Origin of the sequence: Kitasatospora sp. NPDC058444, assembly GCF_042721415.1 — a bacterium.
Taxonomy (GTDB): Bacteria; Actinomycetota; Actinomycetes; order Streptomycetales; family Streptomycetaceae; genus Kitasatospora.
This window is the reverse complement of record NZ_JBHXLL010000006.1, coordinates 91,399-104,489: the sequence shown is the minus strand read 5'-3', so window position 1 is coordinate 104,489 and position 13,091 is coordinate 91,399. Positions and strand designations below refer to the sequence as shown.

The 13,091-nt window shown below is 74.3% G+C and carries 11 protein-coding genes; 5 read left to right on the top strand and 6 right to left on the bottom strand.

Features of this window, described 5'->3' with window-relative positions; translation table 11 throughout:
• Positions 1-8 precede the first annotated feature (8 nt).
• The 3 genes from ACFWP2_RS09590 to ACFWP2_RS09580 all read right to left on the bottom strand — a co-directional run bounded on the left by ACFWP2_RS09590 (position 9) and on the right by ACFWP2_RS09580 (position 2,665).
• Complete coding sequence (locus ACFWP2_RS09590) at positions 9-1,445, bottom strand: endonuclease/exonuclease/phosphatase family protein (RefSeq protein WP_380449728.1); 1,437 nt, start codon at positions 1,443-1,445, stop codon at positions 9-11.
• A gap of 419 nt (positions 1,446-1,864) precedes the next feature.
• Positions 1,865-2,131, bottom strand: coding sequence for a metal-sensitive transcriptional regulator (locus ACFWP2_RS09585; protein WP_380449727.1), 267 nt, complete (start codon positions 2,129-2,131; stop codon positions 1,865-1,867).
• A 174-nt stretch (positions 2,132-2,305) separates the two neighbouring features.
• Entirely contained in the window at positions 2,306-2,665 is a 360-nt protein-coding gene (locus ACFWP2_RS09580) for a PRC-barrel domain-containing protein (RefSeq protein WP_380449725.1), read from the bottom strand.
• A 240-nt stretch (positions 2,666-2,905) separates the two neighbouring features.
• Here ACFWP2_RS09580 and ACFWP2_RS09575 point away from each other — a divergent pair, with 240 nt between their 5' ends.
• Entirely contained in the window at positions 2,906-3,721 is an 816-nt protein-coding gene (locus ACFWP2_RS09575) for an SAM-dependent methyltransferase (RefSeq protein WP_380449930.1), read from the top strand.
• Between the two features lie 105 nt (positions 3,722-3,826).
• Here ACFWP2_RS09575 and ACFWP2_RS09570 read toward each other — a convergent pair whose 3' ends face one another.
• From ACFWP2_RS09570 to ACFWP2_RS09560, 3 genes are all read right to left on the bottom strand, one after another.
• Positions 3,827-4,504, bottom strand: coding sequence for a response regulator (locus tag ACFWP2_RS09570; protein ID WP_380449723.1), 678 nt, complete (start codon positions 4,502-4,504; stop codon positions 3,827-3,829).
• A complete protein-coding gene (locus tag ACFWP2_RS09565) occupies positions 4,501-5,862 on the bottom strand; it encodes a sensor histidine kinase (protein WP_380449722.1) in 1,362 nt (453 codons plus the stop codon). Before ACFWP2_RS09565 ends, ACFWP2_RS09570 begins: the two co-directional genes overlap by 4 nt.
• A gap of 245 nt (positions 5,863-6,107) precedes the next feature.
• Complete coding sequence (locus tag ACFWP2_RS09560) at positions 6,108-8,309, bottom strand: MMPL family transporter (RefSeq protein WP_380449720.1); 2,202 nt, start codon at positions 8,307-8,309, stop codon at positions 6,108-6,110.
• A 400-nt stretch (positions 8,310-8,709) separates the two neighbouring features.
• Between ACFWP2_RS09560 and ACFWP2_RS09555 the strand changes: the two genes are divergently transcribed.
• The 4 genes from ACFWP2_RS09555 (at position 8,710) to ACFWP2_RS09540 (ending at position 12,988) form a co-directional block, all read left to right on the top strand.
• On the top strand, positions 8,710-9,834 hold the full coding sequence (locus tag ACFWP2_RS09555; protein WP_380449718.1) for a DegT/DnrJ/EryC1/StrS family aminotransferase: 1,125 nt from the start codon (positions 8,710-8,712) through the stop codon (positions 9,832-9,834).
• A gap of 22 nt (positions 9,835-9,856) precedes the next feature.
• Entirely contained in the window at positions 9,857-10,801 is a 945-nt protein-coding gene (locus ACFWP2_RS09550) for an NAD-dependent epimerase/dehydratase family protein (RefSeq protein ID WP_380449717.1), read from the top strand.
• Positions 10,802-10,813: 12 nt separating this feature from the next.
• The gene (locus tag ACFWP2_RS09545; protein ID WP_380449715.1) at positions 10,814-11,905 is read left to right on the top strand and encodes a hypothetical protein; all 1,092 of its coding nucleotides are present in this window, start codon (positions 10,814-10,816) and stop codon (positions 11,903-11,905) included.
• A 489-nt stretch (positions 11,906-12,394) separates the two neighbouring features.
• Entirely contained in the window at positions 12,395-12,988 is a 594-nt protein-coding gene (locus ACFWP2_RS09540) for an excalibur calcium-binding domain-containing protein (RefSeq protein WP_380449713.1), read from the top strand.
• Positions 12,989-13,091: the final 103 nt, after the last annotated feature.

Sequence of the window (13,091 nt, the reverse complement as noted above, 5' to 3'; positions counted from 1 at the left end):
CGGGGAGCTCAGAGCCGGAAGGTGGCGACCGCGGCCGCGGTGTCGGAGGGCCACTCGTTGGCGGCGGATCCGGGCTCGGGCTGCGGCCAGTCGGCGACCAGGGTGTGTGCCTCGACCAGCTTCAGCGGGCCCGCGTACTGGACGTAGTCGATGCGGTCCTGCGGCTCGGGGCGCTCGCCGCGCCGCTTGCGGGTGGGCGACCAGGTGGCACCCGGGGCCTTGACCGGGTCGGGGCACTCCTCGCGGAAGGTGTCGGTCAGTCCGGCGCCCTGGAGGGCCACGGTGACCGGCCAGGCGAGCGGGCCGACGCCCTGGTGGGCGGCGGCGGTGGCGGCGGTCCAGTCGCGGTGCGAGGGCGAGGAGAGCGCGCCGGCCAGCACCACCGGGATGCGCCGGGCGATGTCCGCGCGGACGGCGGCGGCCAGCGCCCTGGCCTGCTTGAGCCGCAGCGAGCCGTTCTCGGCGGCCTCCACCTCGGCGGCGGTCCGGCCGTCCTGGACGGCGTACGGGCCGTAGCCGGCCTCGTCCAGGTGGGCGGCCCAGAAGCGGACGCTGCGGCCGCCGGGCAGTCGCAGGGTGGCCGCGGCGGCGGGCAGTTCGGCGGTCGGCGCGGTGATGTCGGCCAGCGGGTGGCGGCTGAGGATGCCGACGCTGCCCGGGCTCTGGTAGGCGTACCAGCCGAGGGCGTCGGCCAGGGTCCTGGCCCGCTCCCCCGCGGTCTCCTGCAGGGCGAGCACGTCCAGGCCCTGGGCGAGGACCACCCGCAGCTGCTTCTCCAGCGCGTCGGCGTGGGCCGCGCCCGCGTCGTGCAGGTTCCAGCTGGCGGTCTTGAGGCGCAGCGGCGCGGCCGGGTCCACCACCGGGACGAGGACGGTGACGGTGTCGGTGGCGCCCGCGCTGTCCTTGACGCCGACGACCACCGGCTCGGGGTTCCTGCCGGGGGTGGCGGGGGCGGTGCCGGTGAGCGTGCCGTCGGCGCTGACGGAGGCCCAGGCCGGGCCGGCGACCTTGCGGTGGGTCGCGGAGCCGGCCGGGTTGCCGGCCGGGCGGGACCAGAGGCCGCCGAGCCGGACCGTCACGGCGGCGCCCGGGGCGACGGGCGTGGCGGTGAACGAGTCGACGGCGGCGTGCGGGCGCACGACAGCGGGCTTGGGACGGAAGGTGAACGGCTCGGTCCGGGCGAGGATGCCGTAGCCGTCCTTGGCGAGCAGGTAGGCGGTGTACGGGCCGTCGGTCAGCGCGGAGGTGTCGAGCTGGACGTCGCCCGAGGTGCCCGGGGTGTACTTCCACAGCAGCGAGCTGCCGTTGCCGGGCTGGCGGCCGCCGTCGTAGATGCCGACCCAGTTCTTGGCGTCGGGGGCGTCGGTGGTCCAGTGGAAGGTGAGCCGGTCGCCTTCGGTGGGGTTGGTGGAGGAGCTGAGCTTCAGGGCGCTGCCTGCGGCCACGGTTGTCCTGTCCGCCGCCCGGGACCGGGTCCGCCGGGGGACGGATCGCCGGGGCCGGGTACGGCTGGTCACGGAGGCTGGGAGAAGAGAGGGTGCGCACAGTTGGCTGTACAACTGCGGGCAGCCTCATTCACCCGAAGGCCGGCGACCAGCGCATGAACGACGCATGACGGAGTGTCGGGCGGCGCGGGAACTTCGGTGGGTGCGTCTGCGGGCTGGCGGCGCGGGTGCCTCCGCGGGCGCCTCCGCGGGCACTTCTGCGGGCCGGCGCGGGAGCTTCCGCGGGCGGTGGCAGGGATGCGGTGCGGGCATGTGTGGGGCGCGCGGCGCGCGCGTTTCCGCGGGCATGCGCGAGGGCCGCGGCGGACCGGTCCACCGCGGCCCTCGTCGGGCCGTGCTCCTGAGGCGCGTGCCGCCGGTCAGGCCAGGGCGAGGAAGAGCTTCTCCAGCTCGGCCTCGCTCATCGGCGGGGCGTCCGCGTCCGCGGCGGCCATGCACTGACGCATGCCGCTCGCGACGATCTTGAAACCCGCCCGGTCGAGCGCGCGCGAGACGGCGGCGAGCTGGGTGACCACGTCCTTGCAGTCCCGGCCCGCCTCGATCATCGCGATCACTCCGGCCAACTGGCCCTGCGCGCGACGCAGCCGGTTCAGGACCGCGCCGACCGCCTCCTCGTCCACCTGCATGTCGGGGCCGCCTTTCACATCGACTGTCGATGGACAAGTGTACCCGGCGGGGTATTCATTCCCGGGTGGCGAACATCGTGCCCGACCCACCCGCCCCCGGTGCGGACCGACAGCGGGAACGGGTGCCGGTCGGCGGCGGGGACAGGTGCCGGTCGACGGCGGGCCGGGCACGGCTCAGCGGCGGGCCAGGCGCCGCTCCCCGCCCGCGCCGGTCGCGTACGGGAGTCCGTAGTGCGCGAACACGGCGGGCTCGTCCTCGGCGGGCAGGACGTCGTCGGTGCCGATCGCCGGAGCCTGCTTGACCTGGTTGCGCGGGAACGCCACCCGGAGATAGTCCGGCCCGGCCACCGCCCCCTCCAGCGGGACGAACACCAGGCGGCGCCGACCCGCGAAACCGACCGTGACGGTGGCGAAGAACGGCTCGTCGCTGGCCGTCTCCACGTAGACCGACTCCAGCGGACCGATGCGGTGCCCCTTCTCGTCGACCACGGCGTGGCCGCGCCACTCCCGGACGTCCGCCATCGCGATGACCATGGCCCGACCTCCCGTCCCCGGTTGTTCCGCTGCCCCGGTCTCCCATCCTGCGCCGCGGGCGGCCGGGGCGCGCGGCGGGCCGACGAGCCCTGCCCGCCCGACGAAAGGGACATACGGGGGTGACCCGACCAACCGGCACGGGGGCCGTGACCTGGGCTTTAGGCTGTCCGCCAGCAGGGCCGCGAGTGGATCGTCAGTGGCGCCCGGACGAAGGAGACGGCAGTCGTGGGATACGAGAACATGTGGGAGTCCGGCGAGGCCGGGATCCCGGCCGACCTGCGGCCCGACGTGCCGCACCCGGCCCGGATGTACGACTACTACCTCGGTGGGAAGGACAACTTCCCCGCCGACCGCGCCGCCGCCGAGAAGGCGCTCGCCGCCAACCCGGAGTTCCGCTCCACCGCCCTCGCCAACCGCGGCTTCCTCACCCGCGCGGTGCGGTGCGTCTCCGACCTCGGCATCGACCAGTTCCTCGACATCGGCACCGGCATCCCGACGGCCGGCAACACCCACGAGATCGCCCAGGCGGCCAGGCCGGGCGCGCGGGTCGTCTACGTGGACAACGACCCGATCGTGCTCACCCACGCCCGCGCCCTGATGGCCGGCACGGGCCCCGGCCGGACCACCGTCATCCAGGCCGACCTGCGTGAGCCCGCCGCCCTGCTGGACGCCGTCCGGGCGGTGGAGCTGCTCGACTTCTCCCGCCCGGTCGGACTCGTACTCGCCGCCGTCCTGCACTTCCTGCGGGACGAGGACCGCCCCCACCAGGCCCTCGCCGCACTCCTGGACGCCCTGCCCGCCGGCAGCCACCTGGTCCTGTCGCACGGCACCGCCGACTTCATCCCGTCCGAGATCCGCGACCGGGTCACCGGCGTCTACGACAAGGCCACCGCACCCCTCGTCGGCCGCTCCCGCGAGGAGGTCCGGGCCTTCTTCGACGGCCTCGACCTGCTCGACCCGGGCGTGACCACCGTCCCCCTCTGGCGCCCCGACACCGAGCCGGGCCCCGGCGCCGACCGGGTCAGCATGTACGGCGGGGTGGCCCGCAAGCCCTGACGGCGACGACGCGCCCGACGGCAACGACGCGCCTGACGGTGACGACACGCCTGACGGTGACGACACGGGTGAGGCGCGCCGGCCGGACGCCGTGCCCCGGAGCACTCAGACCTGGCGGCCGGGCGGGACGAGACCGGTCTGGTAGGCGATGGCGACGAGCTGGGCGCGGTCGCGGGCATCGAGCTTGGACATCGCCCGGTGGACGTGGGTGCGGACCGTGAACGGGCTGACGAACATCCGCTCGGCGATCTCCTCGTTGGTGAGGCCGGTGGCGGCCATCGACATCACCTCCCGCTCACGGGCGGTGAGGACGGCCAGCCGCTCGCTCGTGGCGGCGCCGGGCGCCGGTTCGGGCTGGGCCAGGAACTGGTCGATCACGGCCCGGGTGGCGGCCGGCGAGAGCAGCGCCTCGCCCGCCGCGACGGTGCGGACGGCGGCGAGCAGTTCCTTCGGGTCGGCGCCCTTGCCGAGGAATCCGCCGGCGCCCGCGCGCAGCGCCTGGGCCACGTACTCGTCGATCTCGAAGGTGGTGAGGATGAGCACCCGGGTGCCGGACAGCTCCTCGTCTCCGCAGATCTCGGCGGTGGCGCCGAGGCCGTCGACGCCGGGCATCCGGATGTCCATCAGCACGATGTCGGGCCTGGTGGCCCGGGCGAGCGCGACGGCCTCCCGGCCGTCGGCGGCCTCGCCGACCACCTCCATGTCCTCCTCCGCGTCGATCAGCAGGCGGAATGCCCCGCGCAGCAGGGCCTGGTCGTCGGCGAGCAGTACCCGGATGGTCATGCGTGGTCCCTCTCCTCTCGGGCGGCGTCGACCGCACCGGTGGCGCCGTCTCGTCCTTCGGCTGGTGTCGGGCGATCGGTACGGGCGGTGCGCACGGCCCGGGCGGCCCGGGCCACGTCGGCGGCGGTGAAGCCGCCCGCGGACTCGGGGCCGTCGTCGCGGGCGCCGGTGCGCAGCGGCAGTTCGGCGGTGACCAGGAAGCCGCCGTCGGACCGCCGGTCGGCGCTGAGCCGGCCGCCGACCGCGCCGGCCCGCTCGCGCATGCCGATCAGTCCGAAGCCGCCCTCGCTCGGCGGATGCTGCGGCGGGGCCACCGCGCGACGGCGGCCGGTCGCGGTCGGACGGCCGTTGGCGACGCTGACCGCGACCCGGCTGCCGCTGTAGGCGAGAGTGATCTCGGCGTCGGCGCCGTGGGCGTGCTTGGCCACGTTGGTCAGTGACTCCTGGACGATCCGGAAGGCGGTGAGGTCCACGCCGGGCGACAGCGGGCGGGCCTCGCCCTCGACGGTGAGCCGGACCGGCAGGCCGGCCCGTTCGAAAGTGGTGATCAGCTCGGGCAGCCGGTCGAGACCGGGGGCGGGTTCGAGCGGGGCGGGCTCCTCGGCGCGGCGCAGCAGGCCGACGGTGGCGCGCAGCTCCTGGAGGGCCGAGCCGGTGGCGTCGGTGATGTGGCTGAGCACCTCACGGGCCTGGACGGGATGGCTGTCCATGAGGTGGACGGCGATGCCGGCCTGGGCGTTGGCGAGGGCTATGTGGTGGGCGACGACGTCGTGGAGATCACGGGCGATCCTGATCCGCTCGTCGGCGACCCGCCTGAGGGCCTCCTCCTCCCGGGTGCGTTCGGCCCGTTCGGCGCGTTCCTCGATGGCCGCGAGGTGGGCGCGGCGGTTGCGGATCGAGTCTCCGAGGGCGCCGGGCAGCAGGGCCCAGGCGAGGACGCCGAGCCGTTCGCTGATCGGACCGCCGTGGCCGAGCAGCAGGGCGATCCCGGTGAGCAGGACGGCGGTGACGACCGAGGCGCGCAGCGCGGTGGCGCGGTCCGTACGGATGGCGAGGAAGTAGAGCGCGAGCAGCAGCGGGGACGCAAGCGTCGGAGTCAACCGGGGACTGACGATGGCGAGCACCATCGTGCAGAGCAGCGTGACGGCGACCACCGCGCGCGGGTGGCGGCGGTGGGCGAGCACGGTGACGGCGGAGACCATCGCGAGGCCGAAGGTGATCGGGTCGAACCAGGTGAGGTGGCCACCGGTCTGGTCGATGGTGGCGCCGAGGGCGGTGATGGTGATCATGACCGCCCCGCCGGCGGCGTCGAGCAGCCGGGGGTGGTCGCGGCGCAGGCGCTGCCAGGTGTCGCTCATGGTCGTGCTCTCCGGTCGGGGACGCTGGCCACGCCCGCAACCGGGCAGCTTCGGTTCGTGCCGCGCCGAGCCCCGGTCGGGGGCGCGGCGGGCCGCGTCGGGGGCCTGCGCTTGCGCGGCGGCCCCCGACAGCAACGGTAACGGTTGGGGCTCGAACCGGTGTCCGAGCCGTTCGGTGCCGGCCTGGCTCCGGCGGTGCCGGGGCCAGGCCGGGCGGTGGCAGGGCCAGGCCGGGCAGCGCCGGTCTAGACCGTGACCGACTCCCGGGCCGGGGCCGACTCGGGCGCGCCGGTCTCCAGCTTGCTGCCCTCGACGTCCACGTCCGGTATCAGCCGGTCGAGCCAGCGCGGCAGCCACCAGGCGCGACGGCCGAGCAGGGCGAGGACGGCCGGGACGATGGTCATCCGGACGATGAAGGCGTCGAAGGCGACCGCCGCGGCGAGGCCCAGACCCATCATCTTGATCATCGGCTCGCTCATCCCGATGAAGCCCGCGAAGACGGCGATCATGATGAACGCGGCCGCGGTGACCACCCGGGCGTTGTGGCGGAAGCCGGTGACGATCGCCTCGCCGGGCTCCTCACCGTGGACGAAGCCCTCGCGGATCCGGGTGACCAGGAACACCTCGTAGTCCATGGCGAGGCCGAAGACCACACCGATCATGAAGATCGGCATCATGCTCATCACCGGGCCGGTCTGCTCCACACCGATCAGGTCGGCCAGCCAGCCCCACTGGAAGACCGCGACCACGGCGCCGAGCGCGGCGACCACGGACAGCAGGAAGCCGAGGGCCGCCTTCAGCGGGACGAGGACCGAGCGGAAGACCACCATCAGCAGCAGGACGGCGAGGCCGACGACCACGGCGAGGTAGGGCAGCAGCGCGTCGGACATCTTCTGCGAGACGTCGATGTTCATCGCCGTCGTGCCACTGACCAGGACCGTCGCGCCGGTGGCCGTCTTCAGGCCGGCCGCGTCGTGGCGGATGGCGTGCACGATGTCCTTGGTCTCGGCCTCGCTCGGGCCGGTCGCCGGGACGGCGTTGAGCAGCGCCGTGTCGCCCGCCTGGTTGAACATCGGCGGCGTCACCGCGACGACCCCGGGCAGGCCGGAGACCTTCTTGGCGACCTCGTTCGCGGCGGCCTTCGGGTCGGCGGCGCCCTTGGCGTCCACCATGACCGTCAGCGGGCCGTTGAAACCGGGGCCGAAGCCCTCGGAGAGCAGGTCGTAGGCGCGGCGCTGGGTGGTGGAGGTGGGCTTGGCCTCGTCACCCGGCAGGCCGAGCCTCAGGTCGAGCGCCGGGGCGGCGAGCACCCCGAGGCCGATCACACCGCCGAGCAGCACCGCGAGCGGGCGGCGCAGGATGAAGCGGGCCCAGCGGGCGCCGCCGTTCTCCTTCGCGGCCGGGGCGGCCTCGCCGCCGGCCTTGCGGGCCTTGCGGGGCAGCACCTTGCGGCCGATGAAGCCGAGCAGGGCGGGGACCAGGGTGAGCGCGACCAGCACGGCGATGACGACCGTCCCGGCGGCGGCCATGCCCATCTTGGCCAGGATCGGGATGCCGACCACGGAGAGGCCGGCGAGCGCGATCACCACGGTGAGGCCGGCGAAGACCACCGCGGACCCGGCGGTACCGACGGCCCGGCCCGCCGCCTCCTGGGGGGTGCGGCCCTCGGCGAGCTCGGCGCGGTAGCGGGAGACGATGAACAGCGCGTAGTCGATGCCGACCGCGAGGCCGAGCATCATCGCGAGCGTGCCCGTGGTGGTCGAGAGCCCCAGCGTGCTGCCGAGCGCGGCGATCAGCGCCATGCCGAGGCCGACACCGACCAGCGCCGTGAGCAGCGGCAGGCCGGCCGCGACCAGCGAGCCGAAGGTGATCACCAGGACGACGGCGGACAGCGCCATGCCGATCGCCTCGCTGCTGCCGCCCGCGTCGGGCTTGGCCATCAGCGCGGTGCCGCCGATCTCGACCTTGAGCCCGGCGTCCCGGGCGTGCTGGGCGGCCCGCTCCAGGGTCTCGGTGGCGGGCTCGGACACCTCGCCGGCCTTGGCGGAGTAGCTCACCGTGGCGTAGGCGGTGGTGCCGTCCTGGGAGACGGCGCCCTGCATCTTGAACGGGTCGACCGCGCCGGTGACCTGCTCGGTGCCGGTGAGCTCGCCGACCGTCCGCTCGACCGCCTGCCGGTTGGGCTCGGCGGTGATCTTCTGGCCGGAGGGGGCGACGAACACCAGGCGCGCCGAGGCCCCGTCGGCGTGGCCGCCGGGGAAGCGCTCGTTCATCAGGTCGAACGCCTTCTGCGCTTCCGTGCCGGGCATCGCGAAGCCGTCGTCGGGTGCGGCGGGCGCCTTGGCCGCCAGGACTCCGACGGCTGCCAGCACGGCGACCCAGAGGAAGGTCACCAGCCGGCGCCGGACGAAGGCCCATCGGCCCAGACGGTAGAGGAACGTGGCCACGGGAGAGCGGACTCCTTCGGATGCGGTTCTCGGAAACAGTCGGAACGTTCGGGGACGGGACGCGCCACGGCGGGCCGGACGTCCTGGTGGACGCGGTCCGCCGCAGCATGACCCATCCTTGATGGCCGCCCCCTGCTCCGTCGTCATCCCTGTGCAGGCCGTTTGCGTACTGCGGACGCAGTAGTGCCCTCCCCCGCACGGAGGAGCGCGCGCCCTCCACCGGAAGTAGCCCCCGGACCTGCGGCGGAGCCCGATCAGGTCACCCGCGCGGGCGGCGACGGCGGGCCGCGAACCGGCGGGCGAAGTAGCGTGATGTGGCCTGACCCGTCCGCTGACGTGCGGTTCGGGAGGATCCGACCTGATCGGTGCTGCTTTCGCAGCCCGCCGCCGGAGGTGCCCCATGGGCGTTCCAGCCGCCCGCATCGTGTTCGACGAGAGCGACCGCGCGGCGGTCGCCGAGGCGGTGACCGAGATGCTCACCACCGGCGCGCTGACCCTCGGTCCGTGGACCGAGCGCTTCGAGCAGGCCTTCGCCGCCGAGCACGGCGCCTCGCACGCCGTCGCGGTGAGCAGCGGCACGGCGGCGCTGGAGGTGATCCTGCGCAGCGTCGACGTCCGGGGCCGCGACGTGGTCGTCCCCGCCGTCACGTTCTACGCGACCGCCGGCGCGGTGGTGCACGCGGGCGGGCGGCCGGTCTTCGCCGACGTCGACCCGGCCACCCTCGCGCTCTCCCCCGAGTCCCTGGAGGCCGCGCTCACCCCGGACACCGCCGCCGTCGTCCTGGTGCACATCGGCGGACTGGTCGGCCCGCAGGTCGACGCACTGCGCGCGCTGTGCGACCGGCGCGGCATCCCGCTGGTCGAGGACGCCGCGCACGCCCACGGCAGCAGCTTCGACGGGCGCGCGGCCGGCACCTTCGGCCTGGCCGGGGCCTTCTCCTTCTACCCGACCAAGGTCACCACCAGCGGCGAGGGCGGAATGATCCTCACCGAGTCACCGGAGCTGCGCGACGAGGCCCGGATCTACCGGGACCAGGGCAAGGGCTCCTTCACCACCAACCACCACGTGAAGCTCGGCTACTCCTGGCGGATGAGCGAGCCGCACGCCGCGATCGGCGCGGTGCACCTGCGCCGGCTGAAGGAGTTCATCGAGACCCGCCGGGCCGTCGCCCGCCACTACGACGCGGCGCTGGCCGGGCTGGACGGCCTCGACCCGGTGACCGAACCGCCCGGCTGCCGCGGCAACTACTACAAGTACGTGGCGCTGCTGCCGCCCGGGGTCGACCGCGCGGAGTTCAAGCGGGCGGTGGCCGAGGAGCACGGGGTGCGGCTGTCCGGCGAGGTCTACGACCTGCCGCTGCACCTCCAGCCGGTGTTCGCCCCGTACCGGCGCGGGGCGCTGCACGTGGCCGAGGACGTCTGCGCCCGCCAGGTCTGCCTGCCGGTGCACTCCGACATGACCGAGGACGAGACGGAGCAGGTGATCGACGCCGTCTCCGCGGTGTACCGGCGACTGGCCGGGTAGCCGGAGCGAAGGGAGCAAGATCGTGCGGATAGCCGTCACCGGGGGCTGCGGGTTCATCGGCTCACACGTCGTGGACCACCTGATCGCGGCCGGCCACGACGTCCTCGCGGTGGACACCACCGACAAGTACCTCAACCCGGACGCCGAGCACGCGCGGCTCGACGTCCTCGACCTCAAGGCCCTCACCGCCGCACTGGCCGGCAGCGAGGTGGTCTACCACCTGGCCGCCATGGCCGACGTCGAGCAGGTCAGTGCCGACCCGGTCCGCGCGGTGCGGACCAACATCGACGGCACCGAGGCGGTCCTGGAGGCCGCCCGGCGCAGCGGCCTGAGCCGCACGGTGCTGGCCAGCACCGTCTGGGTCTACGGCGCCGCCCTCACCGACGAGCAACTCGACGGCGGGGAGCAGGAGTTGGACGAGCACGTGCCGATCGAGCTGGAGCACAGCGGACATCTGTACGTGGCCACCAAACTCGCCGCCGAGATGCTGGTGCACAGCTACCGCGAGCTCTACGGGCAGCACTTCACCATCCTGCGCTACGGCATCCCGTACGGCCCCCGGATGCGGGACGAGCTGGTCGTCGCCCGGTTCGTCCAGGCCGCACTGGCCGGCCGGCCGATCACCATCGCCGGGGACGGCCGGCAGAGCCGCAACTTCGTCTACGTCGAGGACCTCGCCGACGCCCACGTCCGGGCCCTGTCCCCCGACGCCGAGGACCAGACCTTCGCGCTGGAGGGCTCGACGGCCGTCTCGGTGCGGGACATCGCCGACACGGTGGACGGCCTGCTGGGCCCCGTCACCATCGAGCACATCGACGGGCGGAAGGCCGACTACACGGGGCGGCGGATCTCCTCGGCGCAGGCCAAGCGGCTGCTGGGCTGGTCGCCCAGCACCAACTTCACCGACGGCGTGCGGCGGTACGCGGACTGGTACCGGGCCACCGTCGGCTCGGCCCGCGGCGCCTGAAGGGGCCGCCCGATGCCGCACGCCCTGCTGGTCTCCGGCTCCCTCGGGCAGGGCCACGACGTGATGGCGCAGGCCTGCGCCGACACCCTGCGGGAACACGGCTGGAGCACCCGCACCGTCGACGCCATGGCCCTGCTCGGGCAGCGCTCGGGCGCGGCCGGGGAGGCGGTGTTCCGCCGGCTGCTCGACCTGCCCGGGGTGTACGACGCCTTCCACTTCTCGGCGCTGCGGCCCGGCGCCCGGATCGCCCTGCTCGCCGACGCCGCGGCCCGCAGCAGGCTGGTCCCGGCACTGCGGGGGCTGATCGCGGCACAGCGGCCGCAGCTGGTGGTCTCGGTGTTCGCCACCGCCACCTCGGCGGTCAACCGGCTGCTGCGGCAGGCGCCGGAACGGGAGTTCCGGCACTTCGTGTTCTGCACCGACGTGACGCCGCACCGGCTCTGGGTGCAGGAGGGGACGGACCTGTTCCTGGTCACCTCGGAGGTCGCCGCGTGCGCGGTGCGGCGCTACCGGCCGGACGCCGACATCGCCGTCGTGCCGGCACCGCTGCGGCAGCCGTTCTACCGGCCGCCGGACCGGGCCGCGGCGCGGGCGGAGCTGGGCGTGCCGGCGGACGCCGCGTGCGTGCTGCTGATGTCGGGCTCCTGGGGGCTCGGCCCGCTCGCCCGCACCGCCGCCTCGCTGGCCGCCGCGGGGCCGCACGTCCTCGCCGTGGCCGGGCGCAACCCGGAACTGGAGCGCCGCCTGCGGGCCGCCGCGCGCCGGGAGCCCCGACTGCACCCCTTCGGCTACACCGACGGCGTCCCCGCGCTGATGGCCGCCGCCGACCTGGTGGTGACCAGCTCGGGCGACACCTGCAGCGAGGCCCGGGCGCTGGGCCGACGACTGCTGCTCCTCGACGTGGTGCAGGGACACGGGCGCGACAACCTCCAGCACGAGCTGGAACTCGGCCACGCCGACGTCGCCACCGCCCACCCGGCCGAGGTCGTCCGCAACGCCCTCGCCGCACTCGGCCGCCCCGAACCCGCGCCGTCCGCCGGCGCCACACCGGCGGCCTGGCAGGACGGCTTCGGAGCGGCACTGCGGCGGATGGGACTGGGGTAACGGCGAGAACCGGTTTCACTACCCGCCGCATACCGGCTCCTTACACATCCTTTACACTCGGCGGCGCCCCGTGGTGCTGCCGTTCCCCGGGGCCTCCCACCCTTCTGAAGGATGCCGCTCTTGACGCACCATCCGTTCCAGGCGCCCGTGCCGAAGGCCTTTTCGCCTCGCACACCGGCCAACCGGCTCATCCGCGCCGCCGCTCTCCTGTTCCTACCGCCACTCGCCGCGGTCTGGCTCTGGCGCTCCCGCCGCCTCCACGTCGCCGTCAAGGTGGTGTTGACCATCTGTTGTGTTTTCGGCACCTTCTTCTGGATCGGCGTCATCGCCGGGCCACAGAAGAAGCCGCAGCCGGTCGCCGCCCCGGTGACGGCGAGCCAGACGGGCTCCCCGACGCCTTCGGCGACTCCCACGGCGACGCCGACCGCGAGCGAGACGCCGGCCCCAGCTCCGACACCGGTGGCGACGGAAGCGCCGAAGCCGGCTCTCATGCCCGACGTCGCGCGGCACACGGCGGTCGAGGCACGCGCCCTGCTGGTCACGGCGGGCATCGCGGCCGACCGGATCCACGAGGTCAGCCGGTACCAGGACCTTCCGCTGCCGGCCGCGCACGAGGCCTGGGTGGCCTGCGCGAACGAGCTTCCGCCGGGCAGCACGCTGACTCCGGGCGCCGAAGCGACGCTGCGGCTGGTCCGGCCGGGGGCGTCCTGCCCTGCGGACGGACAGCAGGCGCTGTACGCGGACGAGCGGAACAACCCGTCGAACCCGAGCCACCAGGATGCTTCCGGGAGCAGCGGTTCTTCGGGCAGTAGTTCTTCGGGCAGCGGCTCCGGTGGGACGACTGGAGGCACCTCGGGCAGCACGTCCGGCGGCGCCTCAGGCGGCACGACCGGCGGCACGACTGGCGGGTCGTCCGGTGCTTCCTCCGGCAGCGCCTCCGGTGGCACCTCGGGTGGCGGCAGCGCGTACTTCAAGAACTGCGCCGAGGCGAAGGCCGCCGGCAAGGCACCGTTGCACCGGGGGGATCCGGGGTACCGGAGCGAACTGGACCGCGACGGCGACGGGGTGGCCTGCGAGCGCTGAGCTGCCTGGACGGGCGGAAGCCCCGGCTCACCCGTCGCGGTGAGCCGGGGCGTCCGCCCCCCCCGCCCCCGGCCGCGCCGGGGGGTGGGGGGGTGTTATAAAA